Annotated in this window: 16 protein-coding genes; 10 read left to right on the top strand and 6 right to left on the bottom strand. The window is 70.8% G+C overall.

Annotation, left to right across the window (positions count from 1 at the left end; genetic code table 11):
• Positions 1-45 precede the first annotated feature (45 nt).
• Both NMN56_RS02885 and NMN56_RS02880 read left to right on the top strand, forming a co-directional pair.
• Entirely contained in the window at positions 46-780 is a 735-nt protein-coding gene (locus tag NMN56_RS02885; RefSeq protein ID WP_274043482.1) for a response regulator transcription factor, read from the top strand.
• 30 nt (positions 781-810) lie between these two features.
• Complete coding sequence (locus NMN56_RS02880) at positions 811-2,235, top strand: sensor histidine kinase (protein ID WP_274043483.1); 1,425 nt, start codon at positions 811-813, stop codon at positions 2,233-2,235.
• Here NMN56_RS02880 and NMN56_RS02875 read toward each other — a convergent pair.
• A complete protein-coding gene (locus NMN56_RS02875; protein ID WP_274043484.1) occupies positions 2,201-5,236 on the bottom strand; it encodes an alpha-mannosidase in 3,036 nt (1,011 codons plus the stop codon). The genes NMN56_RS02880 and NMN56_RS02875 overlap by 35 nt on opposite strands.
• Before the next feature lie 232 nt (positions 5,237-5,468).
• Positions 5,469-6,518 carry a TAXI family TRAP transporter solute-binding subunit gene (locus tag NMN56_RS02870; RefSeq protein WP_274043485.1) on the bottom strand — a complete coding sequence of 350 codons (1,050 nt, stop codon included), beginning with the start codon at positions 6,516-6,518 and terminating at the stop codon, positions 5,469-5,471.
• A gap of 190 nt (positions 6,519-6,708) precedes the next feature.
• On the opposite strand from NMN56_RS02870, the gene miaB reads away from it, so the two are divergent.
• Complete coding sequence (miaB, locus tag NMN56_RS02865) at positions 6,709-8,229, top strand: tRNA (N6-isopentenyl adenosine(37)-C2)-methylthiotransferase MiaB (protein ID WP_274043486.1); 1,521 nt, start codon at positions 6,709-6,711, stop codon at positions 8,227-8,229.
• A gap of 176 nt (positions 8,230-8,405) precedes the next feature.
• Positions 8,406-9,113, top strand: a complete 708-nt coding sequence (locus tag NMN56_RS02860; RefSeq protein ID WP_274043487.1) for a class III extradiol dioxygenase subunit B-like domain-containing protein — start codon at positions 8,406-8,408, stop codon at positions 9,111-9,113.
• Positions 9,114-9,297: 184 nt separating this feature from the next.
• Here NMN56_RS02860 and NMN56_RS02855 read toward each other — a convergent pair whose 3' ends face one another.
• Both NMN56_RS02855 and NMN56_RS02850 read right to left on the bottom strand, forming a co-directional pair.
• Positions 9,298-9,552 carry an antitoxin gene (locus NMN56_RS02855; RefSeq protein ID WP_274043696.1) on the bottom strand — a complete coding sequence of 85 codons (255 nt, stop codon included), beginning with the start codon at positions 9,550-9,552 and terminating at the stop codon, positions 9,298-9,300.
• 47 nt (positions 9,553-9,599) lie between these two features.
• The gene (locus NMN56_RS02850; RefSeq protein ID WP_274043488.1) at positions 9,600-10,010 is read right to left on the bottom strand and encodes a hypothetical protein; all 411 of its coding nucleotides are present in this window, start codon (positions 10,008-10,010) and stop codon (positions 9,600-9,602) included.
• A gap of 181 nt (positions 10,011-10,191) precedes the next feature.
• Here NMN56_RS02850 and miaA point away from each other — a divergent pair, with 181 nt between their 5' ends.
• From miaA to hflX, 6 genes are all read left to right on the top strand, one after another.
• Positions 10,192-11,160 carry a tRNA (adenosine(37)-N6)-dimethylallyltransferase MiaA gene (gene miaA, locus NMN56_RS02845; RefSeq protein ID WP_274043489.1) on the top strand — a complete coding sequence of 323 codons (969 nt, stop codon included), beginning with the start codon at positions 10,192-10,194 and terminating at the stop codon, positions 11,158-11,160.
• 78 nt (positions 11,161-11,238) lie between these two features.
• Positions 11,239-11,748 (top strand): hypothetical protein, encoded by a 510-nt coding sequence (locus NMN56_RS02840; protein WP_274043490.1) that lies wholly within the window; start codon positions 11,239-11,241, stop codon positions 11,746-11,748.
• A gap of 30 nt (positions 11,749-11,778) precedes the next feature.
• Positions 11,779-12,660 (top strand): diaminopimelate epimerase, encoded by an 882-nt coding sequence (dapF, locus tag NMN56_RS02835; protein ID WP_274043491.1) that lies wholly within the window; start codon positions 11,779-11,781, stop codon positions 12,658-12,660.
• Between the two features lie 129 nt (positions 12,661-12,789).
• Positions 12,790-14,916, top strand: a complete 2,127-nt coding sequence (locus tag NMN56_RS02830) for a RelA/SpoT family protein (protein ID WP_274043492.1) — start codon at positions 12,790-12,792, stop codon at positions 14,914-14,916.
• A 188-nt stretch (positions 14,917-15,104) separates the two neighbouring features.
• Positions 15,105-16,559 carry a M1 family metallopeptidase gene (locus NMN56_RS02825; protein WP_274043493.1) on the top strand — a complete coding sequence of 485 codons (1,455 nt, stop codon included), beginning with the start codon at positions 15,105-15,107 and terminating at the stop codon, positions 16,557-16,559.
• 212 nt (positions 16,560-16,771) lie between these two features.
• Positions 16,772-18,274 carry a GTPase HflX gene (gene hflX / locus NMN56_RS02820; protein ID WP_274043494.1) on the top strand — a complete coding sequence of 501 codons (1,503 nt, stop codon included), beginning with the start codon at positions 16,772-16,774 and terminating at the stop codon, positions 18,272-18,274.
• A gap of 114 nt (positions 18,275-18,388) precedes the next feature.
• Here hflX and NMN56_RS02815 read toward each other — a convergent pair whose 3' ends face one another.
• Positions 18,389-19,624, bottom strand: a complete 1,236-nt coding sequence (locus NMN56_RS02815; protein ID WP_274043495.1) for a trypsin-like serine peptidase — start codon at positions 19,622-19,624, stop codon at positions 18,389-18,391.
• A 114-nt stretch (positions 19,625-19,738) separates the two neighbouring features.
• Positions 19,739-20,965 carry a trypsin-like serine peptidase gene (locus tag NMN56_RS02810; RefSeq protein ID WP_274043496.1) on the bottom strand — a complete coding sequence of 409 codons (1,227 nt, stop codon included), beginning with the start codon at positions 20,963-20,965 and terminating at the stop codon, positions 19,739-19,741.
• Positions 20,966-21,418 lie beyond the last annotated feature (453 nt).

The raw sequence follows: 21,418 nt of genomic DNA, 5'->3' as shown, positions 1-21,418 counted from the left end.
CTTCGCCGCCGGAGCGCACGCAGAGCTGGAGAGGAGGGCCCGGAGATGAGACTGCTGCTCGTCGAGGACGACGACCACGTCGCAGGAGCGCTCTCCGCGGTCCTGGCCCGCCACGGCTTCGAGGTCACACATGTGCGCAGCGGCGCCGAGGCGCTCCAGGAACTGCTGCCCGCCGAGCCGGGATCGGCCCGCGAGGGCTTCGCCGTCGTGCTGCTCGACCTCGGCCTTCCCGATCAGGACGGCTTCGAGGTGTGCGGGCGCATCAGGCGCACCAGCCAGACGCCCGTGATCATGGTGACGGCCCGCGCGGACGTCCGCTCCCGCATACATGGGCTCAATCTCGGCGCTGACGACTATGTGGTGAAGCCCTACGACATGGGAGAGCTGCTCGCCCGCATCCACGCCGTCAGCCGCCGCACGGCGCCCGAGGAGAGCGCCGGCGGGGAAGAGGGCGGCGACGAGGCGGACAGGGCGCCCTCGGGCGGCACACTGCGGCTCGGGGAGGTGACGATCGAGCTGCTCACCCGGCAGGTCTGTGTGGACGGCGCGGAAGTGCCCCTCACCCGGAAGGAGTTCGACCTCCTGGCGCTGCTGGCGCAGCGGCCCGGTGTCGTCTTCCGCAGGGAACAGATCATCAGCGAGGTCTGGCGCACGAGTTGGGAGGGCACGGGGCGCACCCTTGAGGTGCACGTCGCCTCGCTGCGCTCCAAGCTCCGGCGGCCCGCTCTCATCGAGACCGTGCGGGGTGTGGGATACCGCATGGCCGCACGAGGTGCCTGACTCCGGTCGGGCAGGACCGGAACGAAGCGCGTGCGCACCAGACTCCTCCCCCTCCTCACCCTCCTGCTCGCGGGAGTGCTGCTGGCGCTGGGCTTCCCGCTCGCCGTCAGCCAGGCCCAGGCGGAACAGCAGAACGTCGTGGTCGACAGGATCGACGACACGGCGCGCTTCGCCTCGCTCGCGCAGTTCGTCACCGCGCCCAGCCAGCCCGACGAGCGCCAGGCCACCCTGCAGAACGAACTCGACAGATACCACGACCTCTACGGCATCCGCGCGGGTGTCTTCTACCGCGACGGCCGCGTCATGGCTGCCGCGCCCGGCGGCTGGCGCGTACCCGGCGGAGCGGAGGACGGGGGCGAACACGGCGCGGACGACGGTGGACGCGCCTTCGCCGAGGCCCTGGCCGGACGCCGCAGCCACGACCCGCCCCAGGTGTGGCCCTGGCAGGAGGGGCGGATCGCTGTCGCCTCACCCGTCATCCGTGACGGGGACGTGGCGGCCGTCGTCCTCACCGACTCGCCGACGGGCCAGATGCGGGCCGGCACCCTGCGCGGCTGGCTCGCCATCGCGGCGGGAGAGGCCGCCGCCATGCTGCTCGCCGTCGGCGCCGCGCTGCGGCTGACCGGATGGGTGCTCAAGCCGGTAAGGACGCTGGACCGCGCCACCCATGAGATCGCCACGGGACGGCTCGCCTCCCGTGTCGCCGCCTCCGGGGGGCCGCCCGAACTGCGCAGGCTCGCACACTCCTTCAACGAGATGGCCGGCAACGTCGAGAGCGCCCTCGAACAGCAGCGCGCCTTCGTCGCGGACGCCTCGCACCAGCTGCGCAATCCGCTCTCGGCGCTTCTCCTGCGCATCGAACTGCTCGGCCTTGAGCTGCCCGAGGGCAACGAGGAGATCGCCTCCGTACGCACCGAGGGCAAGCGTCTGGCCCGCGTACTGGACGACCTGCTCGACCTCGCGCTGGCAGAGCACGCCGACGACGCGCACGTCGTGCTGACCGATGTCGCCGAGCTGGCGGCCGAACGGGTCGCCGCGTGGCGGCCCTTCGCCGAACAGAAGGATGTCGCGCTGGTCTCGGCAGGACAGGCGGCTGCGACCGGCTGGGCCGACCCCGTGGCGCTCTCCAGCGCGCTGGACGCCGTGGTCGACAACGCCGTGAAGTTCACGCCTGCCGGGAGCACGGTGACCGTCACGGTGAGCGCCGGGGGAGACCACGTCACCCTGGAGACGGCGGACGGCGGCCCTGGCCTCACCGACGAGGAACTGGAGCGCGTCGGCGACCGCTTCTGGCGCAGCGGTCGCCACCAGAACGTCTCCGGCTCCGGTCTCGGCCTGTCCATCACCCGCGCGCTCCTCGCCGCGGGCGGCGGGGCGCTGACCTTCGAGCACAACGAGCCCGAGGGCCTGCGTGTGCTGATCACCGTGCCGCGGAACGCCCCAGACGCAGGGTGAGGATCTGGAACGGGCGCAGCCAGACCCGCACACCCGCGCCCTCGACGTGGTGGTGCGTGCCGGGCAGGGGCCTTTCCAGCAGGTCCGTCTCCGCGACCGACGCCACAGGGAAGCTCGCGGACAGCAGGGCCGTCGCGCGTCCTCCGTACGACTCGTACAGCCGCACGATCACATCCCCGCTCCGGTCCTCGGCCAGCTTCACCGCCTCGGCAACCACCTGGTCGTCGTCCAGGGTCACCAGCGGCGCGACCGGGCTGCCTTCGCCTGGGACGGAGCGCTCGGGCAGATTGATCCGGTGCCCCTCCCGCACCGCGTCCCCGACGGAGGCGCCGGGCACCAGCCCGTACCGCAGCAGGTGCGTGCCCTGGTCGGTCTCCGGGTCCGGATAGCGGGGAGCGCGCAGCAGGGAGAGCCGCACGGTGGTGGTCTGGCCGCCGTCCTCGCGGATGTCGCGGGTCACGTCGTGCCCGTAGGTCGAGTCGTTGACCAGTGCGGCGCCCCAGCCGGGCTCCTCCACGTGCAGCCAGCGGTGTGCGCAGATCTCGAACTTCGCTGCCTCCCATGAGGTGTTCGTGTGGGTCGGCCGGAACACATGCCCGAACTGGGTCTCGGACGCCGACCTGTCGGCCTTCACATCCAGCGGGAATGCGGCCTTCAGCAGCTTCTCGCTCTCGTGCCAGTCCACCTCCGCCTCGATCTCCAGCGTGGCGCAGCCCGCGCGGAGGGTGAGCCGCTGGTTCACGGTGGACTCGCCGAAGGAGCGCGTGACAAGGACCGTGGCCTGCCGGTCGTCCGGCGCCGAGACCGTCATCTCGTCGGCGTGTGTCAGGTCGGTGACGGTGTGCCGGTAGAACGCGTCGATGTCCCAGGCGTCCCAGTGGTTGGGGAGATCGGGGTGCACCTGGAGGAGGTTGGCAGCGTGCCCGGGCGCCACGGCCTCACGGTCCGCCTCCCTGTCGTAGGCGGAGACCACCAGGCCGCGCCCGTCCACCTCGACCCGCAGCAGACCGTTGTCCAGCGTCCAGCCGCCGCGTGCCCTCTCGGCCACCGTGACCGGCTCGCCCGTACGCTCCGGCTCCGGCACCGCTCCGCCTGCGGGGACGCCGCCACGCGCGTGCGGAGCGCCGTTGAAGACCATCCTGTGGTCGCCGCTTCCCGCGAGCGTGGTCTGGGCGCCGCGGATGATCCCGTCGAGCTCCGCCCGTACGCGCTCGTACGTCTCCCGGGCCTCCCTGTGCACCCAGGCGATGGAGGAGCCCGGCAGGATGTCGTGGAACTGGTGCAGCAGCACGGTCTTCCACAGCCGCTCCAGCGGCCCGTACGGGTAGGCGTAGCCGTCGCTCCGTACCGCAGCCGTCGCCGCCCACAGCTCCGCCTCGCGCAGCAGCGACTCCGAACGCCGGTTGCCCTGCTTGGTCCTGGCCTGCGAGGTGTACGTCCCCCTGTGCAGCTCCAAGTAGAGCTCGCCCGCCCACACCGGCGCCTGCGGATACTCCTCGTGCGCCTTCTCGAAGAACGCGGCCGGCTTCTCCAGCGTCACCCTCGGAGAGCCGTCCAGATCGCGCAGCCGCGCGGCGCGCGCCAGCATCTCGCGGGTCGAACCCCCGCCGCCGTCCCCGTAGCCGAACGGCGCCAGCGAACGTGAGGCCCCGCCCTTCTCGCGGAAGTTGCGCGCCGCGTGCGCCATCTCCTTGCCGCTGAGGCGGGAGTTGTACGTGTCGACGGGCGGGAAGTGTGTGAAGACGCGGGTGCCGTCGATGCCCTCCCACCAGAACGTGTGGTGCGGGAAGGGGTTGGTCCGGCTCCAGGAGATCTTCTGCGTCAGGAACCACGTCGAGCCCGAGAGCTTCACCAGTTGCGGAAGCGCCGCCGTGTAGCCGAAGGAGTCGGGCAGCCACACCTCCTTGGTCTCGATGCCGAACTCCTCCAGGAAGAACCGCTTTCCGTACAGGAACTGCCTGGCCATGGCCTCGCCGCCCACCATGTTGGTGTCCGACTCGACCCACATGCCGCCCACCGGCACGAACTGCCCGTCGCCGACCTTCTTCTTCACCCGTGCGTACACCTCGGGCCTGTGCTCCTTGAGCCACGCGAACTGCTGCGCCTGGGACATGGCGAAGACGAAGTCGGGGTGGTCGTCCATCAGCGCCACCATGTTCGACGCGGTCCGCGCGACCTTGCGCACGGTCTCGCGCAGCGGCCACAGCCACGCCGAGTCGATGTGCGCGTGCCCCGCCGCGCTGATCCGGTGCGCCGAGGCACGTGCGGGGGCCGAGAGCGCCTCTGAGAGCCGCTCTCGCGCCCGTGCGGCGGTGCCGGGTACGTCATGCAGGTCGATCGCGTCCAGGGCCCGCTCGGCGGCACGCAGCAGCTCCCAGCGCCTGGCGTCCTCCTTCGGCAGTTCCCGCATCAGCGAGTCCGCGACATCCAGGTCCTGGACCAGCTCCCACACCTCGGTCTCGAAGACCGTCAGATCCATGCGCGCCAGCCGGTAGAGCGGATGACCGGCCGCCGTGCGCCTGTCGCCCTCGTACGTCGGTGTCTGCGGGGTGTTCAGCACGGGATTGGAAGCCGCCTCGACATACAGCTCGACCTCTTCACCGCCCCTGGCCGAACCGGTCACCCGCACCCAGGAGTTGCGCGGGTGCAGCCCCTTCACGGCCTCGCCGTCCGCCCCGTACACCAGCCCCTCGCACTGGAAGCCGGGCATGTCGCGGTCGAACCCCAGGTCCAGCACCGCCTCGACCGTGCGGCCCGCCCACGCGAGCGGAACACGTCCTGTCACCCGGAACCACGTGGTGCCCCACGCCGGCCCCCACAGGTCACCGGCAGCCGCCGGCACGTACGAAGCCGAGAGCCCTTCGGAGACCGGCACGGGCTCTCCCGGCGCGTCCCAGCGCTCGACGGTCAGCGGCTGCGGCGAGGTGTGGACGGCCGGCCTGACGCGCTCGTCCAGGACGCGGCGCAGCCGGTCTTCGACGGTGCGGCGGTCGTCATGCATGGGGCGGCTCCTCTGAGGGCTCTCGCACGGGCGGGCACACAGAAGTGGATTACCACTCGCGCTCCCCGAGAACCGCTGAGGCGTCCATGAGCGATTCGTCCCGCCGCCGAGACCCCGTGCCGCGGTCGGCCCCACCCCCGGCCGGCCCTCCGGAAGGCCCTCGTCCGTAACGCGGTCCTGCCCGTAACACGGTCCTACAGGTGACGTGCCAGGCTCCGTACGGTGCGCCAGGTCAGGGCTTCACGGAGCGGTAGTAGCGCCGGGCTCCCTCGTGCAGTGGTACCGGATCGGTGTAGATCGCCGTCCTGAGGTCCACCTTCTGCGCCGCGTGCACCTCCCGGCCGATCTGGTCGCGGCTCTTGATGACGGAGCGGGTGACGCCCTCCGTCAGCGCCGCGTCCGTGCGGTCGGTGGTCACCAGGAGGTTGGCGATGGCGAGGGTCTTCACCGACTTGCCGCGCTGCACCGTCGGATACGCGTCGGGCGCCATCACGGCGGCCCGGTAGTAGCGCGTCTCGGGTTCCTGGTCGTGCAGCCGGGGCACCAGGTCGCCCAGCTGCACCAGCTTGATGTCCGTGCGGTCGGCAAGGCGCTCGATGGCGGTCGTCGGCAGGCCGCCCGACCAGAAGAACGCGTCCAGCTTCCCCTTGGCCAGCAGCGCCGGCATCCGGTCGATGCCGGCGCGTACGGGCTCGATGTCGCGGTCCATGTCCAGCCCCGCGGCCTGGAGCAGCCGCCCCGTCACCAGGGAGACACCCGAGCGTTTCTCGCCGACCCCGACCGTGAGCCCCTTCAGGTCCCTGGCGCTGCGTACGGACGAGTTCTTGGGGACGACGAGCTGCATGTAGTCGTCGTAGAGCCGCGCGCATGCCCGGATACGTCCCGCGTTCCGGCCGTCCTGCTCCTGGTAGGCGGCCACGGCGTCGGCGGCCGTGATGGTGAAGTCGGCCTTTCCGGACACCACTTGCTCGATGTTGTGCACCGAGCCCTGGCTGTGCCGCAGCCGCAGATCGACATCCGGCAGGTCCTTGGAGAGCCGTTGCTTGAACAGCTTCCCGTAGCGCTCGTAGACGCCGGTGCGCACCCCGGTGGCGAAGCTGACCTTCCCGCCCGGCGACGGCTCGCTCCCCGGCACCAGCCACCAGGCGAGCAGCCCGCACACCACGGCCGCCGCACCGGCTGCCCACAGGCCATGGCGTACCCGCGGGCCGAGCCCGGCGGGACGGGACCTGGCACCGGCCTCTCCCGGGGGTCCGTCACGGCGCGTACGCAGGCTGGCCATGGACGGGATACTGCCAGTAAGGCCGCTCCGTGGGCAGAGCCGGGGCGCTGACGACCCTCCGCGCACGACGTGTGCGCCCGCCGTCCCCGAACCGGAGGCGCACGCAGGTGCCCGGGACGCCCCCTCGCACGGAATCCGCAACCACGGTCCGGGGTCAGGAGGCACCTCCGCAACGGCCTACCCTTGTCGTATGAGCAGCATCGACCGGGGACAGACAGCGGGCGCCAAGGGAACGTACGAGCTGCGCACCTTCGGGTGCCAGATGAACGTTCACGATTCGGAACGGATGGCGGGCCTGCTGGAGGACGCCGGATACGTACGGGCACCCAAGGACGCCGAGGACGCCGACGTCGTCGTCTTCAACACCTGCGCCGTCCGCGAGAACGCCGACAACCGTCTCTACGGGAACCTCGGACAGCTCGCCCCCAGGAAGGCCGCACGTCCCGGCATGCAGATCGCGGTCGGTGGCTGCCTGGCACAGAAGGACCGCGACACCATCGTGAAGAAGGCCCCCTGGGTCGATGTGGTCTTCGGTACCCACAACGTCGGCAAGCTCCCCGTGCTGCTGGAGCGCGCCCGCGTCCAGGACGAGGCACAGGTCGAGATCGCCGAGTCACTGGAGGCGTTCCCCTCCACGCTGCCCACGCGCCGCGAGAGCGCCTACGCGGCCTGGGTCTCCGTGTCGGTGGGGTGCAACAACACCTGTACGTTCTGCATCGTTCCGCAGCTGCGCGGCAAGGAGAAGGACCGCAGGCCAGGCGACATCCTCGCGGAGATCGAGGCACTGGTCGCCGAGGGCGTCAGCGAGGTCACGCTGCTCGGCCAGAACGTCAACGCCTACGGCTCCGACATGGGCGACCGTGAGGCGTTCAGCAAGCTCCTGCGCGCCTGTGGCCGCATCGAGGGCCTGGAGCGCGTCCGCTTCACCTCGCCGCACCCGCGCGACTTCACCGACGACGTGATCGCCGCCATGGCCGAGACCCCGAACGTGATGCCCCAGCTGCACATGCCGCTGCAGTCGGGCTCCTCCCGCGTCCTGAAGGCGATGCGGCGCTCGTACCGCCAGGAACGCTTCCTGAACATCATCGAGAAGGTCCGCGCCGCCATGCCCGAGGCGGCCCTGTCGACCGACATCATCGTGGGCTTCCCCGGCGAGACCGAGGAGGACTTCGAGGAGACGCTGCACGTCGTACGGGAGGCGCGCTTCTCGCAGGCGTTCACCTTCCAGTACAGCAAGCGCCCGGGGACGCCGGCGGCCGAGATGGACGGGCAGATCCCCAAGGAGATCGTGCAGCGGCGCTACGAGCGGCTCGTGGCACTCCAGGAGGAGATCTCCTGGGAGGAGAACAAGAAGCAGGTAGGCCGCACGCTGGAGTTGATGGTCGCCGAAGGCGAAGGCCGCAAGGACGACGCCACCCACCGCCTGTCCGGCCGCGCGCCCGACAACCGGCTGGTGCACTTCACCAAGCCCGAAGAGGCCGTGCGTCCCGGTGACACGGTCACCGTCGAGATCACCTACGCCGCGCCCCACCACCTGCTCGCCGAGGGCCCCGTCACCTCCGTACGGCGCACCAGCGCCGGTGACGCCTGGGAGCGGCGCACAGCCGCTCCCGAGGCACCACAGGGCCAACAGGGCGTGCTGCTCGGCCTGCCCACGGTCGGCGCCCCCGCACCGCTGCCTGTCGCGTCAGGCGGCTGCGACCTCCGCTGACACCAGCAGGAGCGCCGAGCGCCGCCCGCCTGAACGCCCCCAGGGGCAGACGGAACGCTCCACAGGAACACCAGGCGACGTCGTCCGCCCCGGGCGTCCCGCGATCTCGCACGGCCGGGTGAGTCACGGCCCGGGCAGGGTGGGAAGTGGGACGCCCGACCCTTAAGCTGCGCGCCATGCTTGTCGCCGCCGCCGTATGCCCCTGCCCGCCGCTGCTCGTGCCCGAGGTCGCCAGTGGCGCCGCCCACGAGATGGACCAGGCGCGCGCCGCCTGCTACGACGCCGTCGGCGTCCTCGCAGCCGCGCGTCCCGATCAGCTGTATGTCATCGGCCCCGCCGAACAGCCAGGGCGCGGCCCCCACCCCCAGGGCACCCGCGGATCCTTCCGCGGTTACGGCGTCGACCTGGAGGTGCGCCTCGGCAAGGGCGACGCCTCCCGGCGTGAGCTGCCCCCCTCGCTCGCCGTCGGAGCCTGGCTGCTGGAGCGCACGGACTGGACCGGCTCGCCCGTCGAGGGCCTCGGCATCGGCGAACCGCTCGCGCGGGCACGCTGCGAGGAGACGGGCAAGGAACTGGCGGCTTCCGCCGACCGCGTCGCCCTACTGGTGATGGGCGACGCCAGCAACTGCCGGACCCTCAAGGCGCCCGGGTATTTCGACGAACGGGCCGCCGCCTTCGACGCCGAGGCGGCGCGGGCCCTGGGAGCCGCCGACATCGACGGACTGCTCGCCCTGGACGAGGAGTTGGCGTACGACCTCAAGGCGGCCGGGCGCTCCTCCTGGCAGACCCTCGCGGGCGCAGGCCAGGGCGCGGGTCTCGGCGGGCGGCTGCTGTACGACGACGCCCCGTACGGCGTCGGTTACCTGGTGGCGAGCTGGTCGTAGGCGATCGCCCGGTGCGGCCGGCCGGTCCTGGACATGGCCCCGGTCGGACCGCGCGCCTCGTGGCCGCGGGCGCCCGGCCGCCGGAGCGGGCCCCAGAACGCCTCCGACGGTGCCGGGACGCGCGTGTGGGGGGTGTGCGGACTCCGCACACCCCCCACACGCGGGAGGACCGCTCACAGGGCCGTCAGGAGCCGGAGCCGCTTCCGCCGCTCTTGCCGCCGTCGCCGCCGCTCTTTCCTCCGCCTTCACCGCCCTGGCCCTTGCCCTCGTCGGAGAGCCGCTCGGTCGCGTCCTTGGCCTTCTGCGTACCGGACTTGATCTGGTCGCTGTACTTGCCCTTGGTCTTCGAGTCGGCGACCTTGGCCGCCTTGTCCAGGCCCTGCTGGACCTTGTCGCCGTGCTGGCCCAGCATTCCCTTGACCTTGTCCATGAAGCCCATCGCGGTCACCTTCCTCCACACACACCACCCGGGTCTTCCCCGGCGGTCTACTTACGGACGCTGTCGCCTGTACCGCTGCCGGCGGCCTCCCCGGGGGAGTGCTGCTGGGGGATGCCGACGCCGTCACCAGGCTCGACAGTAGCGGCAGCGGGCTCCGCTTCCGCGCCGGTGACCGGGTCCTGGGACGGGGCCTCGTCCCGTGCAGCCTTGACCGGCCCCTCCCCGGACGCCGTGGCACATGGGCTCCCGTCCTCTGCGTTCCGCTCTCCGGAGTTGCGCTCTTCGGTGTCCCGCTCTCGCGCGTTCCATGTGGCCCCTGCCACCGGAGTGGTGCACCCGGCGGCAGGAGCGGTCGCCTCGGCCGCCGGAGCACCGGTCTCCTCCGGGGGAGTGGCCTCGGCGCTGTCCGCTGTTGACTTGCCGGACGAACGACGGAGAAGCTTCGCAAAAACGCCCATATCTGCTCCAGATCGTACTCGTGTGGGCGAAATCCCGCGCTCGCGGAGCGTCTCATTGCGTCGCCCCGAGGTACCGGTGCGGTAACCGGCTGTCGGAACCTCGCAACGGGCAACGACTCCGTAAGCGGAGCGTCACGTAGCTCGTTCGAGAAGGTGACGGGAGGTTTGCGACACTTACGCAGTGAACGCCGCAGATTCAACTCCGCATCCCGCTCGCACTCCGTCGCAGCTCCCGCCGGTCGTGGCCGTTGTGGGCCCCACCGCGGCAGGCAAGTCCGACCTGGGCGTCCACCTCGCCCGCGAGCTGGGCGGTGAAGTCGTCAACGCGGACTCGATGCAGCTGTACCGGGGCATGGACATCGGCACGGCCAAGCTCACCGTCGAGGAGCGCCAGGGCGTGCCGCACCATCTGCTCGACATCTGGGACGTCACCGTCGCGGCGAGCGTCGCCGAGTACCAGAGGCTCGCCCGCGCCGAGATCGACAGGCTGCGCGCGGAAGGCCGCGTCCCCGTCCTGGTGGGCGGCTCGGGGCTGTACGTGCGCGGCGCGCTGGACGCCATGGAGTTCCCGGGCACGGATCCCGCCGTGCGCGCCCGGCTGGAGGCCGAGCTGGCCGAGCAGGGGCCCGGTCAGCTGCACGCGCGACTGGCCGGCGCCGACCCCGACGCGGGGCGCGCGATTCTGCCCAGCAACGGCCGTCGCATCGTGCGGGCCCTGGAGGTCATCGAGATCACCGGGCGGCCCTTCACGGCGAACCTCCCGGGGCACGAGTCCGTCTACGACACCGTCCAGATCGGCGTCGATGTCACCCGCGCGGAACTCGACGCGCGTATCGCCACGCGCGTCGACCGCATGTGGGAGGCGGGACTGGTCGACGAGGTGCGCGCGCTGGAGGCGGAAGGGCTCCGAGAGGGGCGCACCGCCTCCCGCGCTCTCGGCTACCAGCAGGTGCTCGCCTCGCTCGCGGGCGAGTGCACGGACGAGGCCGCGCGGGCCGAGACCGTACGTGCGACGAAGCGCTTCGCGCGCCGCCAGGACTCGTGGTTCCGCCGGGATCCGCGCGTGCGGTGGCTCAGTGGAGCGGCGGCGGACCGCGCGGAACTCCCCGGACGCGCAATGGCGTTGCTCACGGGTGCGGTCACAGCCTGATCACGCAATGGCATCGGGAAGCGCCGCAGGCCGATTCCGTTACGTGCGGCGTGCCATCATCGACCATCGTTCGGAGCCGTGAAGCCGGAGTTGGGAGGGCATGTGGCGATGGAGGCCGGCCCTCGTGACAACGAAGAGACACCGGTGAACGATGTGCGCCGTGTGCAGGACCCGACAGAGGAGCCCGCCGTGGACCCCTCGGCCGCCCGGGACCATGACGGGTCCCCGGCCGACGCAGCCGAACCTCCCGTGGAGCCGCAGGAGCTGCGCCCCCAGCGGAAGCTGAGACTGTGGCAGCTCGCACCCATCGTGGTACTGGGCGCACTGGGTTCGCTGATGTTCGCCTTTCCGCTCGCCTTCGAGCCGGGCGGCAGCTCAGGCGCCGTCGTCTCCATGCTCGGCCTGCTGCTGTGCGGCTGCGCCGCCGGGTGGGGTGTCATGGCAGCGCGCCGGGTGGGGCACACCTGGCCCGGGCTCCCGGCCCGGGGCTCGGGCGGGCGACCCGACTGGCGTGTGGTCCTCGTGTACGCGGTGCTGGTGGCCACTGTCGTGGTCCTCGCCGTCTGGCGCGTCGACCGGCTTCGTTGAGTGATGCACGTGTCCCGTACGATCGAGAACGTGACCAGTGCGCAGGACGTGCCGTTCCAGTTCCTCAAGGGCCACGGTACGGAGAACGACTTCGTGATCATCCCCGATCCGGAAGGCGGACTTGAGCTGTCCGCGCCGGAGGTGGCCCGCCTGTGCGACCGGAGGGCGGGTATCGGCGCCGACGGAGTGCTACGTGTCGTGCGTTCCGCCGCGCACCCCGACGCCAGGGCCATGGCCGGTGACGCGGAGTGGTTCATGGACTACCGCAACGGCGACGGCTCCGTCGCGGAGATGTGCGGCAACGGGGCCCGGGTCTTCGCACGCTACTTGCAGCGCGCCGGTCTCGTTCAGCCCGGTGACCTCACCTTCGCGACCCGCGCGGGAGTGCGCAGGGCCCACATCGCCAAGGACGAGGGTGACATCACCGTCGCGATGGGCAGGGCGGGACTTCCCCAGGGTGCCGATGGCGAGGTCACGGTACGTGCGGCGGGCCGGAGCTGGCCCGCGCGCAAGGTGAGCATGGGCAATCCGCACGCCGTCGCCTTCGTCGGCGATCTCGCCGATGCCGGACCGCTGCTGGACGCCCCTGAGACCGCGCCGGCCTCCGCCTACCCGGAGGGCGTGAACGTCGAGTTCGTCGTCGACCGGGGCCCCCGGCACGTCGCGCTGCGCGTGCACGAGCGCGGCTCGGGAGAGACCCGCTCGTGCGGTACCGGCGCCTGCGCCGTGATGGTCGCGGCTGCGCGCAGGGACGGTGCCGATCCCCAGAAGGACGGCGTCCCCGTGACCTACACCGTGGATGTGCCCGGTGGACGACTGGTCATCACTGAACGGACCGACGGCGAGATCGAGATGACCGGCCCGGCCGTCATCGTCGCCGAAGGCAGAATCGATTCCATCCCGCTTCCGTAAGGGCCCGGGCGTAAACGTCGCACGATGGGGTGATCCCGCTCACGGTGGGCAATACCCGGTCAGCGGTGCGTGATGGGGTCTGTAGCATCGCATCCCCGGCCCGGGGGCGCGGCAGAGCGGGAGGTGCCCATGAGCGCGGTGCGCAATCTGCGGAAGCTCAGCAGGGCCGCCGTGCTGGGCGGAACGTCCAGGGGCTCCCTGCCGGATGCCATCGAACACGTGGCCAAGGTGCACAGGGCTCTCCACCCGGGAGCCGACCTCCGTGCTCTGCGCAGGGCCTATGTGCTCGCGGAGTCCTCGCACAGGGGGCAGACGCGCAAGAGCGGTGAGCCGTACATCACCCATCCCCTCGCCGTCACGCTCCTGCTCGCGCAACTCGGCGCCGAGACCACCACTCTCACCGCTTCTTTGCTGCACGACACCGTCGAGGACACCGAGGTGACGCTCGACCAGGTGCGCGAGGAGTTCGGCGACGAGGTCTGCTATCTGGTCGACGGCGTCACGAAGTTGGAGAAGGTCGACTACGGAACGGCGGCCGAGCCGGAGACCTTCCGCAAGATGCTCGTCGCCACCGGCAACGATGTCCGCGTCATGTCGATCAAGCTCGCCGACCGGCTGCACAACATGCGCACCCTGGGCGTGATGCGCCCCGAGAAGCAGGAACGCATCGCCAAGGTCACCAGGGACGTGCTCATTCCGCTCGCCGAACGCCTCGGCGTCCAGGCGCTCAAGAGCGAGCTGGAAGACCTGGTCTTCGCGATCCTGCACCCCGAGGAGCACGCCAGGACACGGGAGTTGGTCCGCGAACACACCGAACGCCTCGACCCGCTCACCGGCGTGGCGGCGCAGGCACGTCGGCTGCTCCGCGAGGCCGGGATCAACGCACAGGTCCTCATCCGCCCCCGGCACACCGTCTCCGTGCACCGGCTGTGGCTCAAACGCGGTGAGCTGGGCCCCTGCGACTTCGGCCGACTGCTGATCCTCGTCGGTGAGGACGCCGACTGCTACGCCGTGCTCGGCGAGCTGCACACCTGCTTCACGCCGGTGATCACGGAGTTCAAGGACTTCATCGCGTCGCCCAAGTTCAACCTCTACCAGTCACTGCACACCGCCATCGCCGACGACAGCGGGCGCGTGGCCGAGGTTCTCGTGCGTACCCGCCGTATGCACCGCGTCGCCGAGGCGGGCGTGATCGCGCTCGGCGATCCGCACGCGGCGGCGGAGGGCGGACAGGAGACAGCGGAGGAGAACCCGGGGGAGCGGGCCGACCCGACAAGGCCCGGCTGGCTCTCGCGGCTCCTGGAGTGGCAGAGCCACGCGCCCGACCCGAACACCTTCTGGACGGAACTGCGCGACGAGCTGGCCCAGGACCGGGAGATCACCGTCTACTGCGCTGCGCCGGGCGCCGAGGCACCGGGTGGCGGCGCGCTCCCGCTGCCCGCCGGTGCCACCTGCGTCGACACCGCCTACGCCCGGCTGGGAGAGGCAGGCCACCGATGTATCGGGGCGCGCGTCAACGGCCGCCTGACCGCGCTCAGCACGGTTCTGCGGGACGGTGACGCCGTGCAGCTCTTCCTGGAGCCTGCCAACGGCAGCCCCTCAGGTCCGTCCCCGGAGTGGCTCGACCACGTACGGACACCGGCCGCGCGCATCGCCATCCGGCAGTGGCTCTCCGCACATGCCCAGGCCACGGCGGAGAACGACACCGGCAGCGCGGACGGAACACTCGCAGGGACGCATGACGCGGACACGCCCGGCCCTGACGATGCCGTCGAGGAGCTGAGCGACCAGCCGACCGAGAGCACCCCCGTCGTCCCGGGCCGGCCGGACACCCCCGTACGGCTCGCACGCTGCTGCACCCCTGTGCCGTCCGACGCGGTCATCGGGTTCCCCGTGCGCGGTGGCGCCGTCACCGTCCACCGCGACACCTGCCGGGCCGTCGCGCGCATGTTGTCCGCCGGGCGCCCCACGCTTCCGGTGCGCTGGGAACAGGGCGCGGCCGGATGCCGGGTCACGCTGCGGGCCGAGGCGTTCGGCCGGGCGCATCTGCTGGCCGACCTCACCGAGACCATCGCGGCCGAGGGCGCCGCCGTGGTCTCCGCCGATGTCGAACCCCCGCGCGAGCAGCGCGTGCGCCACACATACACGCTCCAACTCCCCGACGCCAAAGGGCTTCCCGCGCTGATGCGCGCCATGCGGCGGGTCCCTGGCGTCTACGACGTGACCCGCGCGGTACACGATCTGACCACGGGCTGAGCCCGGCCGCGGACCCCGGCTGCTGAGCCCGGCTCCAGGCTCCGGCTCATGAACCCCGGCTCGCAGCCGCCGCGGCACCGCTCTCGGGCCGCCGCACCACCGGTCGCCGAACGTGCGCCGCGAACTCGTTCGGGTGGACACGCCCGTGCTACGCCTGGCGGGGCTCCGGGCGCTGGTAGCGATGGTGTATGCCCCTCACACGCTCACGCGCTGGATTCCATCGCCGCTGCGCCGTCGCGGGAACGGTCACCGCCGCCGTCCTCACCCTCGTCGCCGCCGCCCTTCCCGCCCCCGAGCCCGCAGGCATCGGCGACCGTCTGTTCCCCCAGCTCGGCAACCCGGGCTACGACGTGCGCGCGTACGACATCGCATTCCGCTACAGCGGGGACAACAGCAAGCCGCTGAGCGCCCGTACGAAGATCGACGCCACGGTCACCGGGGACGGGATGGACCGCTTCAACCTCGACTTCGCGGGCGGCGAGGTGCGCTCCGTGCGGGTCAACGGCCTTCCGGCACGCCACGCGCGCGCGGGCGAGGATCTCGTGATCACCCCGGCCGCTCCGCTGCGGCGCGGCACACCACTACGCGTCGACGTACGGCACACCAGTAGCCCTTCGACCCCGAACGGAGGGTGGCTGCGCACCACGGACGGTCTGGCCATGGCCAACCAGGCCGACGCGGCGCACCGGGTCTTCCCCTCCAACGACCACCCCTCCGACAAGGCGATGTTCACCTTCCACGTCACCGCTCCCCGCGCCGTCACGGTGGTCGCCGGCGGGCTGCCGGCCGGCAGGACGCGAGCCGGGGACAACACGGTCTGGACGTACCGTCACATGCACCCCATGGCGACCGAGCTGGCGCAGGTCTCCATCGGCCGCTCGGCCGTGGTGCGCTCCCAGGGGCCGCACGGTCTGCCGCTGCGCCATGTAGTGCCCGTCGCGCAGCGCAAGGCCCTCGCACCCTGGCTGGACAGGACGAAGGAACAGATCGCATGGATGGAACGGCACGCGGGGCGCTATCCGTTCGAGAACTACGGGATCCTCGCGGCCGACGCGCAGACCGGTTTCGAGCTGGAGACCCAGACGCTGTCGCTCTTCGAACGGGAGCTGCTGACGTCGCGCTCGTACCCGTCCTGGTACAAGCAGTCACTGATGGTGCACGAACTGGCACACCAGTGGTTCGGCAACAGCGTCACTCCGCGCAGGTGGGGCGACCTGTGGCTGAACGAGGGCCATGCCACGTGGTACGAGTGGAGCTACGGCGCCGAACGGGGCGGCCCGGCCGTGGAGCGCAGGGCCCGAGAGGCGTACCGCCAGTCGGACACGCTGCGCAAGCGGTTCGGCCCACCCGCCGCGCTCAAGCCCTCGAAGGAGGGCGGCAAGACGGAGCTGTTCACCAGCATGGTCTACGACGGTTCCGCGATCGTGCTCTACGCGCTGCGCGAGAGGATCGGGGCCGAGGCGTTCGCCCGCCTCCAGCGCGAGTGGATCGCCCGGCACCGCGACGGCAACGCCTCGGCCTCGGACTTCATGGCTCTGGCCGGCGAGGTGTCCGGACAGGACCAGACCGCTTTCCTGAAGAAGTGGCTCTACGGAGAGCGCACTCCGCCCATGCCGGGCCACCCCGACTGGCGCACGCGCTGAACAGCTTCGCCGCCCCGCCTCGTGCCGGTGCTCACACCCGCCCGCTCCCGTGCAAATACGGGTGACGGCGGGGCGCCCCCGTGCGACCATCACTGTGGTCGCGGGGCCTCCACAGGGCCGCGGGGCCGTGGAAGAACGCCGGTGGGGGGAATCTTCCCCGCCGCATGGGCGTTCTCTGAGTACGCAAGCATTCCTCGACCTTAAGGATCCACTTGACCCTCTCCTCTTCCCTTCCACAGAACGGCCAGCGCATCGCCCAGACGAACCGCCGAGCCGACGCCCTGATGGAAGAGGACGTCGCTCTGAGTCACGTCCTCGACGAGGATCGTGATGGTGATCAGCTCGACCGCTCGGAGCGGGCGGCGCTGCGGCGAGTGGCCGGTCTCTCCACCGAGCTGGAGGACGTCACAGAGGTCGAGTACCGGCAGCTGCGCCTGGAGCGCGTGGTGCTGGTCGGCGTCTGGACCTCAGGTACAGCGGTCGACGCCGACAACTCGCTCGCCGAACTCGCCGCACTCGCGGAGACGGCCGGTGCCCAGGTGCTCGACGGTGTCATCCAGCGCCGCGACAAGCCGGACGCCGCGACGTACATCGGTTCGGGCAAGGCCGCCGAGCTGCGGGATCTCGTCATGGAGACCGGCGCTGACACGGTGGTGTGTGACGGCGAGCTGACCCCGGGCCAGCTCATCCACCTCGAAGATGTCGTCAAGGTCAAGGTCGTTGACCGTACGGCGCTGATCCTGGACATCTTCGCGCAGCACGCCAAGTCCCGTGAGGGCAAGGCGCAGGTGGCGCTGGCACAGATGAACTACATGCTGCCCAGGCTGCGTGGCTGGGGTCAGTCGCTCTCCCGTCAGATGGGTGGCGGCGGCTCCGGCGGTGGCTCCGGTTCCGCCGGTGGCGGCATGGCCACGCGTGGCCCCGGTGAGACCAAGATCGAGACCGACCGCCGGCGCATTCGCGAGAAGATGGCGAAGATGCGCCGCGAGATCGCGGAGATGAAGACCGGGCGTGATGTCCAGCGCCAGGACCGCAAGCGTCACAAGGTGCCTTCGGTCGCCATCGCCGGATACACCAACGCGGGCAAGTCCTCGCTCCTCAACCGGCTCACGGGCGCGGGCGTCCTGGTGGAGAACTCGCTGTTCGCCACCCTCGACCCGACCGTGCGCAAGGCGGAGACGCCGAGCGGCAGGGCGTACACGCTGGCGGACACCGTCGGCTTCGTACGCCACCTTCCGCACCACCTCGTGGAGGCGTTCCGCTCCACCATGGAGGAGGTCGGTGACGCCGATCTCATCCTGCACGTGGTGGACGGCGCGCATCCCGCTCCCGAGGAGCAGCTCGCCTCCGTACGCGAGGTGATCAGGGACGTGGGCGCGACCCACGTGCCGGAGATCGTGGTGGTCAACAAGGCGGACGCCGCCGACCCCCTCGTGCTCCAGAGGCTCCTGCGCACCGAGAAGCACGCGCTGCTCGTCTCGGCCCGTACCGGCCAGGGCGTCGACGACCTGCGCGAGCTGATCGACGTCGAACTGCCGCACCCCTCCGTCGAGCTGGAGGTCCTGCTGCCCTACACCGAGGGCAAGCTGGTCTCTCTCGTGTACAACAACGGCGAGGTGGTCTCCGAGGAGCACACCGACCAGGGCACCCTGCTCAAGGTGCGGGTGCACGAGGAACTGGCCTCGGAGCTGCGGAAGTTCCAGCCGGTGGCCTGAGCCCGGCGAGGCCGCGGCCTCGCATGCCGGGCAAGCGAACGCCACGGAGGCCCGCTCCCCTTCCGAGGGGAGCGGGCCTCCGTCTGTGCGCGCCCGCGTGCGGACGGGACCGGTTCAGTCCCTGCCGGCGAACTTCTTGCTGATGGCGTCATAGACACCCTTGGCCGTCGGGCCCAGCCTGGGCCCCGCGAGCCAGGTCGCGGGCTGCGGGCCGATCGAGTTGACCGACACCAGCTCCGCCTTGCCGGACGTGCCGTTGACCAACCAGCCACCACCGGACGACCCGCCGGTCATCGTGCAGCCGATGCGGTACAGCGCGGGTTGTGACGGGTCGATCGTGAGATTCCCCGGCCTGTCGGAGCACCGGAACATCTTCGCGCCGTCGAAAGGCGGAGCCGCGGGGTAACCGAAGGAGCTGACGCCCCGGATACGGGAGGCCGCAGGCGTCTTGAAGTTGACCTTCAGCGCGTTGCCGACCGTCTCCTCCAGCGACTTGGCGTTCTTGTTCACGGACTCGACCCGGAGCACCGCGAAGTCCTGCTGGGAGCCGCCGCCACCGGACTTGGCCCCCTTCTTGATCCAGTAGTCGGTGGTCTGGGCCCACTTGACCCACCACTGTCCGTACGGTGCGAGGTCCTGCGCGCTCGCGTTCTCCAGCGCGGACCGCGAGAGGCCCTTGTCGTTGTAGGACGGGATGAACGAGATGTTCCGGAGCCAGCCGCCGCTCTTGCCCGAGTGCACGCAGTGTCCGGCCGTGGCCACGAGGTTGGACTTGCCTGGATTGCGCGGGTCCTGCACGACGGTGCCGGAGCAGACCATCGGGCCCTCGGGAGTGTCCATGAGGACCTTCCCGACGGGCGCCGCGTTCGTGGAGTAGGGCGTCGGCACGTCCTGGGCCTTGACCGGACGCGGCTCGGACTCGCCGGCCCCGGAGCCGGAGGCGCTCTTGATGTCGGCGGGGACCTGCTTCTCGTTGTCCTCGGCCTTCTTCAGGCGTTCGGGATTCCAGTGGCCCTTGATGTACGGATTGACGAAGTCTGCGGCATCACGCAGCCATTGGTCCTGCTTCCAGTTCTTCCAGGCGCCGCCGCGCCACTTGTCGAGGTCCTCCAGTGAGGTGGGCAGATCCTCCGGAAGCTTGTCCGGAATGCCCAACCGCTCCTTGTCCCGCTCGCCACTCTTCTCGCCGTCGTCCTTCGCCGCTTCCGAGGTCGCGGGCTTGGCGGCGTCACGCTTGCCGTCGTCGTCGCCGTCCGAGCCGCAGGCCGTCGCGGAGACCGTCAGGGCCGCCACGGCGGCGGCCAGCGCGAGAACCGGACGTCTGTGCCCGCGTCCGCGTATGAGAGACATGGATCGAACTCCCCCAGATAATCGGCGCACCCGCGCACGTCCAGCTCGTGCGCGGGTGCTGTTGTGTCATGTGCTGTTCGGTTGCCGCGTGCCGTGTGACGGCCCGCGCGGGGCTCAGCTCTGCTTGCTGACCGCGTCGAAGACGCCCTTGGCTTCCTTGCCGAGGCGTGCCCCGGCCAGCCAGTCGGCCGTGACCGGACCGATGGACGTCACCGAAAGGAGCCGCTTGCCCGAGGAGTCGAGCCAGGGGCCGCCGGACGCGCCGGCCGTCATGGTGCAGCCGATCCGGTACATCGTGGGCTGCTGCGGGTCGAGGGTGAGCCGGCCGGGCTTGTCGGCGCACTGGTACATCTTGGAGCCGTCGAAGGGCGGGGCCGCCGGGTAGCCGTTGGCCGTGAGGCTCGACAGGGACTTGACGCGCGGCGTGTTGAAGCTGACCTGGACGGCGCCGCCGACCTTCTGCTCCAGCGAGGCGCTGCTGCTCTTGTCCTCCGGCTGCACCTGGATCACGGCGAAGTCCTGCTGCGCGCCCTTGCCGCCCTTGTCGGCACCGGTGTTGATCCAGTGGTCGGTGGTACGCGCGTGCTTGGCCCACCAGATGCCGTCCGGGGCCACGTCGGCCTTCGGGGCGCTCTCCAGCTGAGCGTTGGGCAGGCCCTTGGGGTTGTAGTCCGGCACGAAGACCACGTTGCGGAACCAGCCCTTGCCCTTGCCGCCGTGCACGCAGTGTCCTGCGGTGGCCACGAGGTTGGACCTGCCCGGGTTGTTCGGGTCCTTGACGACGGCGCCGGAGCAGACCATCGCGCCCTTCGGGGTGTCCATGAACACCTTGCCGACGGGCAGGTCGTCCTGGTTGTACGGCGTCTTCACCGGGGTCGCCTTGACGGGGTCGGGCTGCGCGTCCGTGACGCCCTCGTCCTCGCCTGTGCCGTTGTCGCCGCCGCTCTCGCTGTCGTCGATGTCGGAGTCGTCGACCTCGCGGTCGTTGCCGTCCGCGTCCTTCATGCGGTCCGGGTCCCACAGGTCCTTGATGATCGGGTTGAAGAACTCCTTGGCCTCACTCAGCCACTTCTCCCGGTCCCAGTTCTTCCACTCGCCGCTCTTCCACTTGTCGAGGTCTTCAAGGGAGGTCGGCAGATCAGAGGGAAGGTCCTTGGGCAGACCCAGGTCCTCCTTGACGTCCTTGCCCGCTTCCTGTCCTTCCGAGACCGAAGTGCTGGGCTTGTCGTCCGCCTCGTCGTCCCCGGGACCGCAGGCGGTCGCGGTCACCGTCAACGCGGCGACGACCGCTGCCGCGGCCAGCACCGAACGGCGCCGCGCGGACCTGGCTATCGATGGCATGGCTGAACTCCCCCTGAAGTGGATCGCCTGTGGATTTGTCATGCACCTCGCCGGGAGGGGCGGCCCCCACTATGCCCGGTGGGGTGGGGGACGGGCACACCCGGGTCTCTGGTTCCCCCGCGCGCGGCGCCGGCGTCTCCCCGGCCCGAAAGTGATCCCCAACAAGCCCGTGATCCGTGGCCGTTCGCTTCGTTGGTACGTACGGGGGACAGTGGCTCGCTACTCAGCGCGCCGAGTCGACACCATCGGAGGAGACCTCAGTGAACGCGCGCTCCGGAGCCGAAGACGTCCCGAAGGGCCCGGTCCGTCAACGCCTCGCCCGGCTGATCGACCCAGCCGTGCCCCGGCAGTCCCGGCGCACGGGGCGCCACGAGGAACTGACCGCGGCGGCGGGGTTCGGACACGGCCCTGGACACCCGTGGGCCGAAGCGCCGTACGTACCTCCTGGGGGTG

Origin of the sequence: Streptomyces iconiensis (assembly GCF_028657195.3) — a bacterium.
Taxonomy (GTDB): domain Bacteria; phylum Actinomycetota; class Actinomycetes; order Streptomycetales; family Streptomycetaceae; genus Streptomyces; species Streptomyces iconiensis.
Note: the sequence above shows the minus strand (reverse complement) of the source record. Positions and strands in the feature narration are given on the sequence as shown.

Coding starts and splice junctions, on each gene's coding strand:
- NMN56_RS02860 (WP_274043487.1), top strand. CDS start 8,406: ATGCTTGTCGCCGCCGCCGTATGCCCCTGCCCGCCGCTGCTCGTGCCC.
- NMN56_RS02850 (WP_274043488.1), bottom strand. CDS start 10,010: ATGGGCGTTTTTGCGAAGCTTCTCCGTCGTTCGTCCGGCAAGTCAACA.
- NMN56_RS02885 (WP_274043482.1), top strand. CDS start 46: ATGAGACTGCTGCTCGTCGAGGACGACGACCACGTCGCAGGAGCGCTC.
- NMN56_RS02810 (WP_274043496.1), bottom strand. CDS start 20,965: ATGCCATCGATAGCCAGGTCCGCGCGGCGCCGTTCGGTGCTGGCCGCG.
- NMN56_RS02825 (WP_274043493.1), top strand. CDS start 15,105: ATGCCCCTCACACGCTCACGCGCTGGATTCCATCGCCGCTGCGCCGTC.
- NMN56_RS02870 (WP_274043485.1), bottom strand. CDS start 6,518: ATGGCCAGCCTGCGTACGCGCCGTGACGGACCCCCGGGAGAGGCCGGT.
- NMN56_RS02830 (WP_274043492.1), top strand. CDS start 12,790: ATGAGCGCGGTGCGCAATCTGCGGAAGCTCAGCAGGGCCGCCGTGCTG.
- NMN56_RS02855 (WP_274043696.1), bottom strand. CDS start 9,552: ATGGGCTTCATGGACAAGGTCAAGGGAATGCTGGGCCAGCACGGCGAC.
- NMN56_RS02815 (WP_274043495.1), bottom strand. CDS start 19,624: ATGTCTCTCATACGCGGACGCGGGCACAGACGTCCGGTTCTCGCGCTG.
- NMN56_RS02875 (WP_274043484.1), bottom strand. CDS start 5,236: ATGCATGACGACCGCCGCACCGTCGAAGACCGGCTGCGCCGCGTCCTG.
- miaB (WP_274043486.1), top strand. CDS start 6,709: ATGAGCAGCATCGACCGGGGACAGACAGCGGGCGCCAAGGGAACGTAC.